This window comes from Streptomyces atroolivaceus (genome assembly GCF_000717025.1).
In the GTDB taxonomy this organism is placed as follows: Bacteria; Actinomycetota; Actinomycetes; order Streptomycetales; family Streptomycetaceae; genus Streptomyces; species Streptomyces atroolivaceus.
On the sequence record NZ_JNXG01000010.1, the window covers coordinates 149,031 to 165,851 of the forward strand.

Here is a 16,821-nt window from a genome sequence, read left to right on the forward strand (position 1 = left end):
TACCGGCGGCCAGGCTCCGAGCCGGTCCCCGCTCCCGGGCGGCAGCCGGTCCGACGTGGCAGCCTCGGGTGTTCAGCAGACGCCGTCGCCCGGCTTGGGGTTGCCCAGGCCGAACAGGGGGCGCAGCTTGAGCCCGACCCAGGTACCGACGAGTGCGACGGCTCCCCACAGCCAGCCGCTCAGGCTGCCCGAGGAGACGCCCGCCAGGTAGGCACCGATGTTGCAGCCTCCCGCCAGCCTGGCCCCGACACCCATCAGCACACCGCCGAGCACCGACGCGACGGCCGTGCGCCAGGGGATGCCACGGTGCAGGGCCCAGGTACCGCCGAGCGCGGCGGCCACCGCCGCACCGATCATGATGCCGATGTCGGTGAGACTGGTCTTGTCGGCCAGGACCGGGCCCGCCAGCATCTCCGCGTTGCCTTCCTGCCGCCACCAGGTCCAGTTCTCAGGATGGCCGCCCAGTACGCCCACCAGCTCCGATCCCCACAGGCTGAAGGCGCTCGTGACGCCCCAGGCGCCGCCGGAGACCAGAAGCACGCCCGCGCCGAGCACGGCCAGCGCCAGGGCGCCGGCGGCCAGTGGCCAGGAGCCGCGGACGGCCCGCACGAGCGCGGTGCGAGCCGAGGGTACGGCGCCGAGGGGAGGCGGGTTGCGCCGGGCCTGGACGCGTCGCGTGACCACGACCACCAGCAGCAGCGCGGCGATCGTCACCGCCCACGAGCCGAACCAGCCGATGTGGTCGGAGAGGACGACGGGCTCCCAGGCGGGAAGGTCCTTCCACAGGTCGAACTGCCAGGCGGCGAGCGTGGCACCCGCGATGAACCCGCCGAGGGTCAGCAGCACCGAGGTCTGCCCCGAGCCGACCGCGAAGAGGGTGCCCGAGGCACAGGCGCCACCGAGTTGCATCCCGACGGCGAAGAGCAGCGACCCGACGACCAGACCGACTCCGACGGCTCCGCCGGAAGGCGCCGGCTGCGAGCCGAACAGGCCGGTGCTCGTACCGATGATCAGCGCGAACAGCGTGGCCGTGGTGCCGAGCAGGAGCGCGTGCGCCCGCAGCCCGGTGCCGTTGCCGACGGCGACGAGCTGCCGCCAGGCGGAGGTGAAGCCGAACCGCGAGTGGAAGAGGGCGACGCCCAGGCCGAGCCCCAGCAGGAGCAGCACACCCGGTTGGGCGCCGTGTGAAGACCATACGTATGCGGTCAGGGCCACGGCGAGCACTCCGGACACGAGGAGTGGCGCCCTGCGCACCGGGGGCAGGGACGGTGCCTCCGGTCGCGGCACCGAGGTGGGGGAAGGGACGAGCAGGGCGGGCAGGGCGCGCGGCGGCGCGGCCGGCCCGGCGGGTGGCGCGGTGGTCACGAGAAGTCTCCGGATGGTGCTCGGACGGACGGCGGTATCGACCGTCGGCGGCGCGCACGCGCTGCCGGCGCGGGATTCAGCCGCGACAGAGTCCGTCGTCGACGCACCACTCCGAGTGCGCGAACAGTGCGAGGCACAGTGGCAGGGCCGATGCAGACATGCGTACGAATATACGGACGGCCTCACTCCGGATGCCCTGCTGTCTCGCCATGCGGAAAGGTTCTCGGGTCTCGCGGCGCGTGCAGTGAGTGCGGGTCGGGTCGGGTCGGGTCGGGTGAGCGCGGCCGGGCCGGCATCGCGCATGGTCCTGAATACGGCGGTGAGGACCCGGTCGGCCCGGGCCCGGTGATTACCTCAGCGGTAATCGACCCGCCGCGACGAGTCCGGCACGCTGCGGTAGCAGGCAGGGCGGCACGCGGACGACCCGCCGCGAACGCACCGTTCGGGTGCGCCCCGACGACGAGAGGACACTGTCGTGACCATGCACGAGGACGCTGTGGAGCGCTACTTCACCGCTTGGAACGCCGTCACCCCCGAGGAACTGGCCGAGGCTGTCGCTTCGGCGTTCACCGAGGACGGCACGTACACCGACCCGCTGGGCGACGCGCAGGGCCACGAAGGGATCGCGGCGGCGATCGCCGGCGCCCATGAGCAGTTCCCCGGGTTCACCTTCGAGCTCACCGGAAAGCCCGACGCGCACCACCACCTGGTGCGCTTCACATGGGACCTGGTCTCCTCCGCCGACGGGTCCTCCCCCGCCGCCGGCTTCGACGTGATCACGCTTGCCGATGACGGCCGCATCACCGGCGTCGCGGGCTTCCTGGACCGTCGTCCTGGATGAACTCCGCGCCTCAGCGCGCCGCCTGGAGAGCGGCGGCCGTCTCCGGGTCCGCGGGCAGGAAGGTCTCGACCGCCAGCTCGGAGACGGTCACGTCCATGGGTGTGTTGAACGTCGTCACCGTCGAGATGAACGACAGCACCCTGCCGCCCGCCTCGATCCGGAGCGGCAGCGCGTACGGGTGCGCCGACAGGCCGTGCCCGTCCGTGTGCCGGTCCGGGCCGGCCGAGTTGTCTCCCGCCGGTGCCGGATAGGCGGCGACCTCCTCGTACAGGCTGCGCAGCGCTTCCGAGGAACGCAGCGCGGCTTGCCGCTCCATCCGTTCCAGCAGATGGGCACGCCACTCGCCGAGATTACGGATCCGCGGGGCCAGGCCCTGCGGGTGCAGCGTCAGGCGCATGGCGTTCATGGGCGACTGCAGCAGGTGACCGGCCACGCCGTCGAGCAGCACGTGCACGCCCCTGTTCGCGGTCACCACTTCGTACATCCCGTCCATCACCAGGGCGGGGTGTGGCTCGTACGCGGTGAGCAACTGCTCCAGGCCGGCCCGGAGCGTCGTCATCGCCGGGGCGGTCAGCGACGTCTCCGGATACGAGGGAGAGTAACCCGCGGCCAGCAGCAGCGAGTTGCGCTCCCTCACGGGAACGTCGAGATGCTCCGCCAGATGCAGCACCATGGAGCGGCTCGGCGTGGACCGTCCGGTCTCGATGAAGCTGATGTGGCGTGCGGAGCTGTCGGCCTTCAGGGCCAGTTCGAGCTGCGTGATACGTCTCAGCTTGCGCCAGCCCCGCAGCAGGCTTCCGACGTTCACTTCATCGACCGTCCTGGCCATGGCAGTCGTCATGGCCGAGACGTTATCCGATCTGCCGAACCCGGACATGCCCGCCTCAGGGAAAGGATGCGTCGGCCTCCCCGTCTGAGCGGCGGCCGCACCCCCGGCCCGCAGGTCACGAGGGTGCGTGTGAAGGCCGCCGGAGGTCGTCAGGGGGCAGACTGCCGCAGGACGGCGACTCCTCTCGGCGGCAGGAGGACGGTGCCCGCCTCGGCACCGCCGATCAGGAGGTCCCCGGCGAGGCCGGCCACCGGCACCGTTTCGTCGGTGCGGTTGACCAGGAACAGGTATCGCCGGCCGGCTCCTCGGCGCACGGCCAGCTCGACCTTGCCTGCCACTTCCTGCGGGAGTTCACCGGCCACGCCTGCGGGGGCGAGCAACTGTGGCAGCAGCCCGGTGAGTCCGCCGGCGCCGAGGCGGGTGGAGACGTACGAGGCGGAGCCCCGGCCGGCTGTCCGCCGGGTGATGGCGGGGTGGCCGGCCTGAGCACCGCTGCGGTAGTGGGCAAGGATCTCCACGTCCGGGCCGGTGACGGTGATCCGGTCGGTCCACAGGCTGCCCGTCGCGCCGTCCACGTCGACCGTGTCGCCGTCCGCGAGCGGCCCGAACTCCTCGATGCGGATGCCGAGCAGCTCTCGCAGCGCCCCCGGGTAGCCTCCGAGCCAGACGTGGTCGTTCTCGTCGACGACGCCGGAGAAGTACGTGGTGACCAGATGGCCGCCGTTCTCCGCGTAGCGGGTGAGCTCCTTCGCCAGCGCAGCGGGGACGACGTGCAGCACGGGCGCGACCAGGAGTTGGTACCCGCTCAGGTCGGAGTGGGCGGTGACCACGTCGGCCCGTACTCCGAGGCCGAGGAGTGCGGAGTACCAGTCGAGCGCCTCCTGGTGGTAGTCGAGGCGGGAGGTGGGGTGGGAGTCCTGCTCACTGGCCCACCACGAGTCCCAGTCGAAGAGGATGCCGACCGGAGCAGGCTCGCGCACCGAGTCGGCGACCGGGGCGAGCGCGCGGAGTTTCCGTCCGAGGTCGGTCACCGCGCGGAAGAGTTCGCTGTCCGCCCCCGCGTGCGGCAGCATCGCCGAGTGGTACTTCTCGGCTCCCGCCGCCGACTGGCGCCACTGGAAGAAACACACGGCGTCGGCCCCGTGGGCGACGTGCAGGAGCGAATCGCGGGCGAGGTCGCCGGGCGCCTTGGCCAGGTTGACGGGCTGCCAGTTGACGGCGCTGGTCGAGTGTTCCATGAGGAACCAAGGACGCCCCTGGGCGATGCCGCTGACGAGGTTGGCGGAGAAGGACAGCTCGTCGCGGCTCTGCGGACCGGGCACGACGTAGTGGTCGTTGGAGACGAAGTCGACCTCACCGGCCCAGTCGGCGTAGTCCATCCCCTTGGTCCCGCCCATGACCATGAAGTTCGTGGTGACCGGGACGGCCGGAGTGATCGCCCGCAGCGTGTCCCGTTCGGCGCGGAGGTACTCCTTGAGCGCGTCGGACGAGAAGCGCTTGAAGTCCAGCTGCTGCGTCGGGTTGGGGTGGGAGGCGGCCAGCCGGGGAGGCAGGATCTGTTCCCAGGCACTGTAGCGCTGTGCCCAGAACGCCGTGCCCCAGGCGTGGTTGAGGGACTCGAGGGTGGTGTAGCGGGTGCGGAGCCAGTCGCGGAAGGCTCGTGCGGCGTCGTCGGAGTAGTCGTAGATGTTGTGGCAGCCCAGCTCGTTGGAGACGTGCCAGGCGACCAGCGCGGGGTGGCCGGCGTACCGTTCGGCCATCCTGCGCACCAGCCGCAGGGCATGCTCGCGGAAGACGGGGGAGGTGGGACGCCAGTGCTGCCGGGCTCCTGGCCACACCGTCTCGCCGGAGGCGGTCACCGGAAGGATCTCCGGGTGTGCCGCGGTCAGCCAGGGCGGCGGCGACGCCGTCGCGGTGGCCAGGTCCACGCCGATGCCGCCTCCGTGCAGGAGGTCCATCACCTCGTCGAGCCAGGCGAAGTCCCACTCCTCCCGGGACGGCTGGATGCGGGCCCAGGAGAAGATCGCCAGCGACACGATGTTCACCCCGGCCTCGCGCATCAGCCGTATGTCCTCCTCCCACACTTCCCGGGGCCACTGTTCGGGGTTGTAGTCGGCGCCGAACGCGAGGCAGGGCACGGCCTCACCGTCCGGTCCGTGCCGCACCTGGGACAGGAGGGTGGAGATCATGTCGGTCCTTCCGGTGTACCGCGCGGGGCGGGACGGAACGCGTGCCTACTTCTGGACGGTGAAACCCTGTTCGGTCCCGTACTTGACGGAGGCGTCCTGCCAGTTCCTGAGCCCGCCGGACAGCTTGGTCCCGGAGACGTAGGCCTGGCCTACCGTGTCGTTGAACACGGAGTTGGCGTAGACCTGGTAGGGCAGGTACGACCATCCCGTGCCGACGTTCGCGGCCGACTCGGCGAAGATCTTGTTGGCCTTCTGGCCGCCGAAGTAGGGGAACTCGGTGTTCTGGAACGCGTCGGACCGCAGATCCGCGGTCGTCGCCGGGAAGGCGCCCGCCGCGATGCGGGTCTTGACACCCTCGCCGGCGTTCGCGTACTCGGTGAAGGCGTAGGCGAGTTCCTTGTTCCCGCCCAGCGCGGGCAGGGCCAGGGAGCTGCCGCCGTTCTCGGCACTGGTCCTCTCCCCCGCGGTCCACTGGGGCAGCGGTGCGACCCGCCACTGGCCGGATCCCTCCTTCACGCCCGAGGAGAGGTTGGCGGGCATCCAGGCCCCGATGGCCAGGGTGGCGACCGTGCCCGCGCCCAGACCCTTGTACCACTCGTCGCTCCAGCTGGTGATGGGCGCGAGGAGTTTCTCGTCGAGGAGCTGCTGCCAGACCTCCGTGTACTTCGCGGCGCCCTCGTCGGAGAAGTCGATCTTCACTTCGGTGCCGTCGACCGTGTAGGGGCGGGAGCCCGCCTGCCACAGGAGGCTGGTGGTCGCACCGGCGTCACCGGTGTCGTTGGCGATGTACACCTTGGGGTCGGCCTTGTGCAGGTCCCGTGCCGCCTGGAGGTACTCGTCCCAGGTGGTGGGCACCTCGATCTCGTGCTTGTCGAAGACCGTCTTGTTGTAGAACAGCGCCATGGGACCGGAGTCCATGGGCAGGGCGTACACGTTCCCGTCCGACTTCACGGCGTTCCACGGGCCCGGGGTGAACGTGTCGGCCAGCTTGTCGGCGCCGTACGGGGCGAGATCGTCCAGGCCCTTCGTCAGTGCGTACTGACCGAGGGCGTAGTACTCGAGCTGCGCGACGTCGGGGACACCCTTCTTCGCCGAGATGGCGTTCTGGAGCGCCTTGTACTGGTCGTTGCCGGTACCGGCGTTGACGAGTTCGACGTCGACGGCGGGATGCGCCTTCTCGAAGTCCGCGGCAACCTGCTTCAGGGTCGGCTCCCACGCCCAGACCGTGAGGGTGCCCCCCTTCTCCAGAGCGGCGTCGATGTCCTCGGCGCTGACCTGCTTCCGGTCGGAGCCGCCGTCGGCGGAGCCGCCGCAGGCGGTCGAACCCAGGGCCAGGGCGGCGATCAGGGCTGTGCCGCGCAGCAGGCGGCGTGTGCTCATACGCATGGGGTGCTTCCACTTCTTCGTGGCCGAAACCGTGCCTGATGAGAGTTGGGTGAACTGTGGGGGAACGCGTCCGGACCGGACGCGTCCGCCTACTCCTTGACGCTTCCGGCGGCGAGCCCGGACTGCCAGTACTTCTGCAGCAGGAGGAACGCGGCGATCAGCGGAACGATGGTGACCAGGGATCCGGTGATCACCAGATGGAAGACGGCTTCGCCGCCGGCCGTGGCGGCCTGGGCGTTCCAGCTGTTGAGGCCCAGGGTGAGCGGATACCAGTCCGGGTCCTTCAGCATGATCAACGGCAGGAAGTAGTTGTTCCAGGTGGCGACCGTGGTGAACAGCAGGACCGTGACGATGCCGGGAGCGAGCAGCGGCAGGACCACCTGGAAGAACGTGCGCGTCTCCCCCGCCCCGTCGATGCGCGCGGCCTCCAGCAGTTCGGCCGGCACGGCCTGGGAAGCGAAGACCCACATCAGGTAGAGGCCGAAGGGCGAGATGAGGGAGGGGATGATCACGGCCCACGGGGTGTCGGTCAGCCCCATCCTGCTGAACATCAGGAAGGTGGGAACGGCCAGGGCCGTTCCGGGGACAGCGACGGCGCCGATCACCACGCCGAAGACCGCGCGCTTGCCGGGAAAGGAGAACTTGGCCAGGGCGTAGCCGCCCAGGACGGCCAGAAGTGTCGCCCCGCCTGCCCCCACCACGACGTACAAGAGGGTGTTCAGCAGCCATCGGGTGAAGACACCGTCGTCGTAGCTGAACGTCTCGACGATGTTGTCCCACAGGGCGAAGTCGCCGCTGAACCAGAGACCGAACGAATCGGCCAGCCCCCGCTGGGTCTTGGTGGCGCTGATCACCAGCCAGGCCAGCGGGACCAGCGAGTAGAGCAGGACCAGGCCGGTGAGCACGGTCAGCGGCACGCTGCGCCGTGGGCGGGAAGGAGTGTGCCGCGGCCGGCCGCGCAGGCGTGGGACGGCGCCGGCCCGTCCGGCCGGGGCGGGTACGGACGGGGCTGTGGTGGGAGGGCTGCTCATCGCTTCACGATTCCTTGTGCATGCCGCGCAGCTGGACGACGTAGGCGATGACCATGGTGATCAGGCCCATGACGATGGCAACGGTCGCCGAGTAGTTGTGCTGCTGGCCGGAGAAGGACAACGAGTAGGTGTAGAAGTTGGGGGTGTAGGAGGTGGTGATGGCGTTGGGCGCCAGCTTCTGCAGGATGCTCGGCTCGTTGAACAGCTGGAACGTGCCGATGATCGAGAAGATCGTCGCGATGACCAGGGCCCCGCGGATGGCGGGAAGCTTGATGGCGGTGATCACGCGGATCTGGCCGGCACCGTCCATCTCCGCGGCCTCGTACAGGGAGTTCGGGATGACGCGCAGCGCGGAGTAGAAGATCAGCATGTTGTAGCCGACGAACTCCCAGGTGACGATGTTTCCGATCGACGCCAGGACGAGACCGGGCGAGAGGGGGTTCGGCAGGGAGACGCCCAGTGCGTCGTTGATGTCGCCGACGAGACCGAAGTGGGTGCCGTACATGAAGCCCCACATGAGCGTGGCGACCACGGCGGGCACCGCGTACGGCAGGAAGACCGAGATCCGGAAGAAGTCCCTGCCGTAGAGCCGCCCGCTGTCCAGGGCCAGCGCGACGAAGAGGGCGATGCCCAGCATGATCGGCACCTGGACGAGCAGGAAGAGCGAGACCCGGGTCAACGACGACCAGAACTGTTCGTCCTGCAGAGCCTGTTGATAGTTGTCCAGGCCCACGAAGGTCGTGCCGCCGATGAGCTGGTCCCGGAAGAGGCTGAGGTAGATCGAGTAGGCGATCGGCGCGAGGAAGACGAAGGCGAAGACCAGCACGAACGGGCCGATGAAGCCCCACCCGGTCCATGATCGGCGGTCCCGCTTCGCCGAAGGGCGTCGCGGGCGCCGGCCGGGACCCGCAACGGTGGCTGGCGTTGTCATGTTTTCCTCGCTCGTCCATCTCGGAACCGGCGGCACACAGCGTCGGGACGGTCGCGTGAACACCACGTTCCCGAAGGGGCGTGGCTGATATGTTTACGTAAACATCTGATGGCGGAATGTCTACACCGGCCCCAGGTGGACGGTCAAGGGTCGGGCACTCCGGCCGCCCCGCACAACGGATGGAGACCGGTGGACACCGCGGACACGGACTCGACGAACACGCCACGGCCGGACGCCCGCAAGGGAGGACCGGCCACCCGGCACTCCCGGACGGCGTCCATGGCGGACGTCGCCCGCCTGGCCGGCGTCTCGTCCCAGACGGTGTCCCGCGTGTCCAACGGCTACGAGGGAGTCAACGAGAAGACCAGACGCCAGGTGCTGGCCGCCATGAAGGAGCTGGGCTACCGGCCGAACAGCGCCGCACGGGCGCTCAAGCGCGGCGAGTTCCGCACCATCGGCGTCATCACCTTCAACCTCTCCACCACGGGCAACATGCGCACCCTGGAGGCGATCGCCACCTCCGCGGCACAGGAGGGGTACGCCGTCACTCTCCTGCCCGTCGCCGTTCCCACACAGGACGAGGTGCGCGGCGCGTTCTCCCGGCTCGGAGAGCTGGCGGTCGACGCGGTCATCGTCATCATGGAGGTGCACCTCCTCGACGTGGCGACCCTCTCCCTCCCCCCGCACGTCCAGGTCGTCGTCGCCGACTCGGACGCCGGTGACCGCTACACCGTGGTCGACACCGACCAGGCCGGGGGCGCCCGTGCCGCCGTGCGGCACCTCCTGGACCTCGGCCACCGCACGGTCTGGCACCTGGCCGGACCCGAGGAGTCCTTCGCCGCGCAGCGCCGTGCGGACGCCTGGTCGGCCGAACTCACCGAGGCCGGCCGGCCCGTGCCTCCGGTCGCACGCGGAGACTGGTCGGCCGAGTCCGGCTACCGGGCGGGGCTCCGACTCGCCGCCCGGGACGACTGCACGGCCGTGTTCGCCGCCAACGACCAGATGGCGCTCGGTCTCCTCCGGGCCCTCCGCGAACGAGGCCGCGTCATCCCGGACGACGTCAGCGTCATCGGCTTCGACAACATCCCGGAAGCCGGCTCCTACATGCCGCCCCTGACCACGGTGCACCAGGACTTCGCCGAAGTGGGTCGGCTGTGCGTCGAGGGCGTACTGCGGCGGATGCGCCACGACGAGGCGGAGCACGGCACGACACTCGTACCCACGCGCCTGGTGGTGCGCGACAGCACCGCGCCGCCCCCTGCCGGTGAATAGGCCATCGGCCACGTCACCGCCCTGATCACCAGCCCGGCCAGGGCGGGACAGGACGGACGGTGAGACGCGCCGGTATCCGGACAGAACCATTGACAGGGCCGCGATCCGGGCGGCACACTCACGGCAACCGAGTGAAGAAATTTTCACTCTGCGAACACTCACTACGCGAACACCCCCGTGACCGGGAACGGACGCGTACTGATCACACCGCCCCGAGGGTAGGCATCGACGGGCGCCCGCGCCCCGGAAGGAACGTGGGCATCGCCCACACCTTCCGGGGCCGGGCGGCACTCAGCCATGCGGGCGGGCGAGCGGCGGGCCCCATGGGACGCGAACTCCCCGAAGCGAGAAGGAGAACGAGACGTGCACACGACCGTAGGAATCATCGGGGGCGGCCCGGCCGGGCTGCTGCTGTCGCGCCTGCTCCACCGCGCGGGCGTCGACTGCGTCGTCCTGGAGAGCCGCGATCGCGCCTACGTCGAACAGCGTCAGCGGGCGGGCATCCTCGAACAGTCCACCGTCGACGCCCTGCGCGAAGTCGGGGCAGCCGAACGGCTGGATGCCGAGGGCCTGGTGCACGACGGTGTGGAACTGCGCTGGGAAGGCCGGGCGCACCGGATCGACTTCCCGTCCCTGACGGGCGGTCGCCGCGTGTGGGTGTACGCGCAGACGGAGGTCGTCAAGGACCTCGTAGCCCTGCAGCTGGCCGACGGCGCCGCCCTCCACTTCGGAGCCGAGGTCCGCTCCGTCGAGGGCGCGGACACCGGCCGCCCGACGATCCGATACTGGCACGAGGGACAGGACAGGACCCTGACGTGCGACTACGTCGTGGGCTGCGACGGCTTCCACGGGGTGACCCGGGCAGCCGTACCCGAAGGGGTCAGGCGCACCTACGAGCGGGTCTACCCCTACTCCTGGTTCGGCATCCTGGCCGATGTGGCGCCCTCCTGCGACGAGTTGGTCTACGCCCACTCCCCGCGCGGCTTCGCCCTGCACAGCATGCGGTCGCCGGAGGTCAGCCGGATGTACCTCCAGGTGCCCAACGGCACGGACCCGGCCGACTGGCCCGACGAGCGGATCTGGGACGAGCTGGATGCCCGGTTCGCACTCGACGGATGGAAGCTGGACCGCGGACCGATCACCTCCAGGAGCGTTCTGCCGATGCGCAGTTCGGTCACCGAACCGATGCGGTACGGCCGCGTCTTCCTGGCCGGCGACGCCGCGCACATCGTGCCGCCCACCGGCGCGAAGGGGCTCAACCTGGCGGCCGCCGACGTCGTGGTGCTGGGCCGGGCGCTGATCCGGCAGCACAGGACCGGTGCGAGCGACCTGCTGGACAGCTATTCCGAGACATGCCTGCGTCGCGTATGGCGCGCCGAACACTTCTCGTACTTCATGACCACGACGCTGCATACCGATCCGGACCAGAGCCCGTTCGACACGCGGCTCCAGATCGCCCAGCTCGACCGCATAGCGGCCTCACCGCACGCCGCGGCCGAACTCGCGATGAACTACGCGGGTCTGCCACTGCCGTAACCGTGCCGGAACGGGGGCGACGACAGGACGGCCTACCGGGGAACTTCGCCCGCCCCGGAGGTGAGCGGACGTCCGGCCCGTAGGCATGTACCTGCGGGCCCGCCCCCCGTGCCTGGCATCACGAAGCAGCGCCGCGGCCCCCATTGACACGAGTGGAGGCCAGGGAGACACTCGCACCGCCCGCGAGTGGAATTATTTTCACCTCGCGAACACTTACTCCCCGACCGTGGTGTTGATCCCTCGTACAGGACGGCCCACCCGCCACAACGCCGTGGCAGAAAGCGAGTGCCCCGTGGCTGCCTCCACCACGTCCCCACCCGACCGCTCCTTCCGGGTCGTCGCTCCAGTCATCGCGCTGTGCTGGCTCGCCGTGTTCTTCGACGGCATGGACGTCAACATCTACGGCGCGACCATGCCGCACCTCCTCGCCGACGAGAGCCTCGGCTTCACCCCCGCGTCGGCCGGCTCCATCGGCAGCTGGACCACCTTCGGCATGCTGATCGGCGCGTTGACGGCGGGGACACTCACCGACTGGCTGGGCCGGAAGCCACTGGTCGTGGGCAGCGTCGTGCTGTTCTCCGTCGGCTCCGCACTGTGCGCCGTCGCGACCGGTGCCACCGTGTTCGGCGCGGGCCGCTTCCTCTCGGGACTCGGCCTGGGCGGACTCATGCCGATCGGGCTGGCGATCGTGGCCGAGTTCGCTCCGCCACGCCGCGCCGCCCTCGCCACCGGCCTGATGATGACCTCGTACCACGCGGGCGGCATGGCGGCCACCGGCATCGGGCTCGTCATCGCCCCCGAACACGGCTGGCGCTGGGTGTTCTGGGCAGGGGTGCTCCCCGCCGTGATCGCGGTGCCGCTGGTGCTGAAGTGGCTTCCGGAGTCGCCCGGGGTGCTCTTCGCCAGGGGCCGGACCGAGGAGGCCTACGCGGTCGCCGACCGATTCCGGCTGGAGCGCCCCGGCGTGCAGCAGGCCCCCCAGGCCGGCGCGAAGGGCCGCATGACGGCGATCACCGCCCTGTTCGCGCCGGGCACCCGCTGGGCGACCCCGCTGCTGTGGATCGCGTCCTTCGCCGGACTCCTCCTCGTCTACGGCGTCTCCACCTGGCTGCCCGAACTCATGCGTGCCACCGGTTACTCCCTCTCCTCCTCGGTCACCTTCCTGATGGTGATCAACGCGGGCGGCATCGTGGGCATGCTGGTAGCCGGCCGCACGGCGGACAGGTTCGGCCCGGTGAAGGTCTCCGCCCTGTGGTTCGTGCTGACGGCGGTCGGCACGTTCCTGCTGAGGGCGCAGCTGCCCATCGGCGTCGCGTACGCGGTCGTCTTCGTCACCGGCATCTGGCTGTTCAGCGCCCAGGTGATGGTGTACGCCGCGACCTCCCGCGTCTACGCACCCCGTGAACGCGCCACCGGCCTGGGCTGGGTCACGGGCATCGGCCGTACGGGTGCGGTGGTCGGCCCGACCCTCGGCGGCGCGGTCCTGGCCGGCGGTGACGCGGGCCTCGGTTTCACCACGTTCGCGGTGACGGCGGTCCTCGGCGCGCTGGCGATCTCCCTGGTCCCGCTGGCGATGAAGAACCGCCGTGGACGCAGCCCCGACACGGCTCCCGCGCTCGTGCCCTCGGCGGACTGAGCGCAGGAGCGGCGAGGTGCGCCCCCGGATCCGCTCCACCGGGGGCCGGCCCAGGCCGGGGCCGCCTGTCCCGCTCGCCCGGCACGTGGGACCGCAGCCCCACGGCCTTCCGGACCGGCCTTGGAAGGCGACGCGTCCGGCGGCCCCTCCACGACGGCGGCGTCCCCTTCGCTCTCCTCAGGTCAGGGCGGCGGTGCCGGCGAGTGCGGGCCCCTGACCGTCCGGGGAGAACGGCGTGCGCGTCGAACGAGGTCAGGGCCGTACGCGGAGGGCCGGTCGGGCACGGACGCCACTCCCGTCAGGATCCGGTCGCGTACGTGCGCCTGCCCCGCCGGTAGGCGACCTCGCCCAGCACGATGTCGACAGCCAGGAACGCCGCCAGCGGGATGCCGAGCAGCGGCACGAAGTACCCCACGACGGCGACGCCTGCCATCAGCGGAACCAGCACGTGGGGCGGGACCTTCTGCCACGCGCCGCGCGGCATCGGGCGGCCGAAGCCGGAACCGCGACCACGCTGCCACCACATCCGGTAGCCGAGCAGGATGAGGACGATCAGGCCGGCGGTGAGAGCGGCGAGCACGATCTGGTTCGCCGGCCCGAACAGGGAGCCGGTGTGTGCGTCGATCCCCCAGCGGGACAGCTTGGCGAGCAGCGGATAGTCGGCGAACCGCACCACATCGGTGACCTCGCCGGTGGCCGGGTCGATGGCGACCGCATCCTGCTTCTCGGGCCAGCTGCGCTGGATCTGGCGCACGACGTAGGCGGAGGAGGCGTCGGCCGGAGGAACGATCTCCACCGGGTTCGAGAGCCGCTCGCCACGAGCGGCCTCCAGCACCGCGTCCAGCCCGACGTCCTCACCCGGTGCGTCACCGGATCCGCCCGACTGCGTGTGCTCGGCGTGCTCGCCCCCGGACACGATCCCCGCGGAGACCGTCGGCGTCGTCTGACTGATGGCCTCGCGCAGGTCGGAGACGTTCTGGCCGGCGTACGTGGACCAGGTCAGACCCGTGGCGGACAGGAAGAAGAGTCCGACCGCGGCCCACACGCCCACGGTGCCGTGCAGGGAGAGAGTGCGCCTGCGACCTGTTGTTCCACGCACCTTCCGACGAGCCCTGTGCCGGCCGAACCACAGCACGACGCCGCCGCCGGCTATCACCCACAGCCAGCTCGCGGCGAGCTCACTGTAGAGCCGGCCTGTCTGGCCCAGGTGCAGGTCGCGGTGGAACTCGTCGATCCAGGTACGCAGGGGCAGGGCACCGGAGGAGCCGTACTGCTCCAGCGTCCCGGTCGGTTCACCGGTGTACGGGTCCACGAACACGGCGAGCGTGTGGGTGGCGTCCACCCCTTTCACGCCGGACAGCATGACCCGTGTCGTCGCGCCCTCTTCGGGAGCCGGACGGACGGCGCTGATCTCTCCCTCGGGATGCGCTTCCCGGGCCGCCTCGACCTGCCGCGAGATCGGCAGCTCGTCCACTCCGACGGGGACCCGGAGTTCATCCGCGTAGACGATTTTCTCGGCCTGGTAGGAACCGGCGTAGAGGAGGCCCGTGGCAGCGGCCACCAGAAGGAACGGCGCGATGAACACCCCGGCGTAGAAGTGCAGTCGCAGCACCAGAGGTCTGAGCGATGCCCAGGTGGTCCGGCCAGGGGGATCGCCCGGCTCTCGGGCCTCCGGGTCTGCGGATGAGGTGTGGACTGCTGGTTCGACGGACATGAAGGCTCTCCTGAGGGGCGTGGGGGCGCGCGGGCAGACCGTGGTCAGCCGGTCCAGAAGTCGGCTGCGCAGGCGGAGGAGTTCCCGCGACCGGCTGTGATCCGGACCACAGGAGGCCGGTGGTGGGCACCCGCCTCGTCCGCCCACGCCATACCCCCCCTTGGAGCAGGCCGACACGGGTTCGGCGCCGGGCCGTCAGTTCACGGGGCACGCAGCCCGGTTCAGGAAACGGACTCCCTCGGGTCAGCGGCGAGAGAACTGATGGCTGCGGGATTGCGCGGACTTTCGGCCAGGTCCGCGTAGTCCTTCATGATGTGGTCCCCGGCCTTGGTGATGATGTCGTGGGGTCCGGCGTAGGCACCGGAGGTCAGAGGCTTGTCCTGGCCGCTTCCGGGCAGCCGGTGCCGGAGGCAGGCAGCCCTCGTCCCGGTCCTCGGAGGGCCGACCGGTTGCGGCCTGGCACCCGGGTCCGTTCAGTCGCGGTCGGCGCGGATCATGTCCGCGCACTTCTCACCGATCATCATCGTGGTGATGCAGGGGTTGACGGCTGGCAGGAACGGCATCACGGAGGCGTCGGCCACCCTCAGACCCCGCACCCCCTTCACGCGAAGGCGAGGATCGAGGGCGGCCTCGGGGTCGCCGGTGGCACCCATCCGTACCGTGCCCGCCGGATGGTAGACCGTGTTGTGGGTCTCGCGGATGTAGTCGAGCAGCTCCGCGTCGGTCCGGGCGCCGGTCCCCGGCGCCAGTTCCCGGCCGGCCCAGGTCGCCATGGGCGGACGGGAGACGATGTCCCGGGCGAGCCTCAGGCCGTGGGTCATCACCCGTACGTCGTGCTCGTCGGTGAAGTAGCGCGGGTCGACCCGCGGCTTGTCCCGGAAGTCCCGGGTGCGCAGCCGCACCGTGCCCATGGAGCGGGCGCGGGTGACGTTCGGCGTGAGACAGAAGGCGTTCTCGGAGGTCGGGTAGCCGCGCCGGTAGGTGTTCATGTCGAAGGGCACGGCCCCGTAATGGAACATCAGGTCCGGCCGGTCGAGGCCGGATCCGGTGTCGGCGAAGATGCCGATCTCCCACCACTGGGTGGACGTGGTGACCATGGGCCGGCGGGCCTCCCACATGATCACCCCTTCGGGGTGGTCCTGGAGGTGGGAGCCGACCGCCGGCGAGTCGACGCGGACGCCCACACCGGTCTCCCGCAGATGCTCCGCCGGGCCGATCCCCGAGAGCATCAGCAGCTTCGGCGCGTCGATGGCGCCGCAGCACACGACGACCTCGCGCCGTGCGCCGACTGTGCGCGTGTGGATGAGGTCGGGCGTCAGGTATTCGACGCCGGTGCAGCGCTGTCCGGCGTCGAGCACCAGGCGCTTGGCCTGGAGCCCCGTGCGTACTTCGAGGTTGGGACGCTTTCCGAGGATCGGGTGCAGGTAGGAGACGGAAGAGGATGAACGCGTACCGTCGGGACGGGCGTTGATCTGGAACCAGTGCGCCCCTCGGGTGACCGTCCTGCCGGTGTTGAACGGCGTGGTGGGGATTCCGGCTTCCGCGCAGGCCTCCAGCAGGGCCACTCCGCACGGGTCGTCCGGAGGGATCGTGCGGATGGTCACCGGGCCGTTGCGCCCGTGGTGGTCACCGGGCGAGTCGTTCGTCTCCAGCCGCCGGTAGAGGGGAAAGCAGTCCGCGGCGCTCCAGCCCTCGCACCCCAGAGCACCCCACTCGTCGAGGTCCTCGGCCGGTGCCCAGAAGGCGATGCAGGAGTTGTGGGAGGAGCAGCCGCCGAGGACTTTGGCGCGAGCATGCCGCATGAAGCTGTTGCCGTGCTCCTGCGGCTCCACGGGGTAGTCCCAGTCGTAGCCGGATTCCAGAAGTCCCATCCACCGGTCGAGCCGCAGGATGTTGTCGTCCCCGACGTCCGAGGGGCCGGCCTCCAGTACGCAGACGGTGACGGACGGGTCCTCGGACAGCCGGGCGGCCACGACCGCGCCGGCCGTACCCCCGCCGACCACCACGTAGTCGAACTCGTCCTGCGGTTGGCTCTCGTCGGGCATCTGTGGCTCCAGAAGGCAGGGGGGGGAAGGGCCGCGGCCCCCGGGG

Annotated in this window: 12 protein-coding genes; 4 read left to right on the forward strand and 8 right to left on the reverse strand. The window is 70.3% G+C overall.

Annotation, left to right across the window (positions count from 1 at the left end):
- Nucleotides 1-72: 72 nt before the first annotated feature.
- Nucleotides 73-1,365 carry a YeeE/YedE family protein gene (locus tag OO67_RS20560; protein ID WP_033302488.1) on the reverse strand — a complete coding sequence of 431 codons (1,293 nt, stop codon included), beginning with the start codon at nt 1,363-1,365 and terminating at the stop codon, nt 73-75.
- A gap of 475 nt (nt 1,366-1,840) precedes the next feature.
- On the opposite strand from OO67_RS20560, the gene OO67_RS20565 reads away from it, so the two are divergent.
- Entirely contained in the window at nt 1,841-2,206 is a 366-nt protein-coding gene (locus OO67_RS20565) for a nuclear transport factor 2 family protein (RefSeq protein WP_033302489.1), read from the forward strand.
- 10 nt (nt 2,207-2,216) lie between these two features.
- On the opposite strand, the gene OO67_RS20570 is transcribed toward OO67_RS20565, so the two are convergent.
- The 5 genes from OO67_RS20570 to OO67_RS20590 form a co-directional block, all read right to left on the reverse strand.
- On the reverse strand, nt 2,217-3,035 hold the full coding sequence (locus tag OO67_RS20570; RefSeq protein ID WP_033302491.1) for a helix-turn-helix domain-containing protein: 819 nt from the start codon (nt 3,033-3,035) through the stop codon (nt 2,217-2,219).
- Nucleotides 3,036-3,184: 149 nt separating this feature from the next.
- Nucleotides 3,185-5,224 (reverse strand): beta-galactosidase, encoded by a 2,040-nt coding sequence (locus OO67_RS20575; RefSeq protein ID WP_033302492.1) that lies wholly within the window; start codon nt 5,222-5,224, stop codon nt 3,185-3,187.
- 45 nt (nt 5,225-5,269) lie between these two features.
- Nucleotides 5,270-6,610, reverse strand: coding sequence for an ABC transporter substrate-binding protein (locus OO67_RS20580; RefSeq protein WP_033302493.1), 1,341 nt, complete (start codon nt 6,608-6,610; stop codon nt 5,270-5,272).
- A gap of 89 nt (nt 6,611-6,699) precedes the next feature.
- Complete coding sequence (locus OO67_RS20585; protein ID WP_033302494.1) at nt 6,700-7,641, reverse strand: carbohydrate ABC transporter permease; 942 nt, start codon at nt 7,639-7,641, stop codon at nt 6,700-6,702.
- Nucleotides 7,642-7,645: 4 nt separating this feature from the next.
- Nucleotides 7,646-8,572, reverse strand: a complete 927-nt coding sequence (locus tag OO67_RS20590; RefSeq protein ID WP_033302495.1) for a carbohydrate ABC transporter permease — start codon at nt 8,570-8,572, stop codon at nt 7,646-7,648.
- 189 nt (nt 8,573-8,761) lie between these two features.
- On the opposite strand from OO67_RS20590, the gene OO67_RS20595 reads away from it, so the two are divergent.
- The 3 genes from OO67_RS20595 (at nt 8,762) to OO67_RS20605 (ending at nt 13,016) form a co-directional block, all read left to right on the forward strand.
- Entirely contained in the window at nt 8,762-9,844 is a 1,083-nt protein-coding gene (locus OO67_RS20595) for a LacI family DNA-binding transcriptional regulator (RefSeq protein ID WP_078598124.1), read from the forward strand.
- A gap of 363 nt (nt 9,845-10,207) precedes the next feature.
- The gene (locus OO67_RS20600; RefSeq protein ID WP_033302497.1) at nt 10,208-11,380 is read left to right on the forward strand and encodes a 4-hydroxybenzoate 3-monooxygenase; all 1,173 of its coding nucleotides are present in this window, start codon (nt 10,208-10,210) and stop codon (nt 11,378-11,380) included.
- 292 nt (nt 11,381-11,672) lie between these two features.
- The gene (locus tag OO67_RS20605) at nt 11,673-13,016 is read left to right on the forward strand and encodes an MFS transporter (protein ID WP_033302499.1); all 1,344 of its coding nucleotides are present in this window, start codon (nt 11,673-11,675) and stop codon (nt 13,014-13,016) included.
- A gap of 298 nt (nt 13,017-13,314) precedes the next feature.
- Here the strand turns inward: OO67_RS20605 and OO67_RS20610 are convergent, their stop codons facing one another.
- Together OO67_RS20610 and OO67_RS20615 are read right to left on the reverse strand one after the other, a co-directional pair.
- Nucleotides 13,315-14,730, reverse strand: a complete 1,416-nt coding sequence (locus OO67_RS20610; RefSeq protein ID WP_033302500.1) for a PepSY-associated TM helix domain-containing protein — start codon at nt 14,728-14,730, stop codon at nt 13,315-13,317.
- A gap of 473 nt (nt 14,731-15,203) precedes the next feature.
- Nucleotides 15,204-16,775: a GMC family oxidoreductase gene (locus OO67_RS20615; RefSeq protein WP_033302501.1), complete on the reverse strand. Its 1,572-nt coding sequence runs from the start codon at nt 16,773-16,775 to the stop codon at nt 15,204-15,206.
- Nucleotides 16,776-16,821 lie beyond the last annotated feature (46 nt).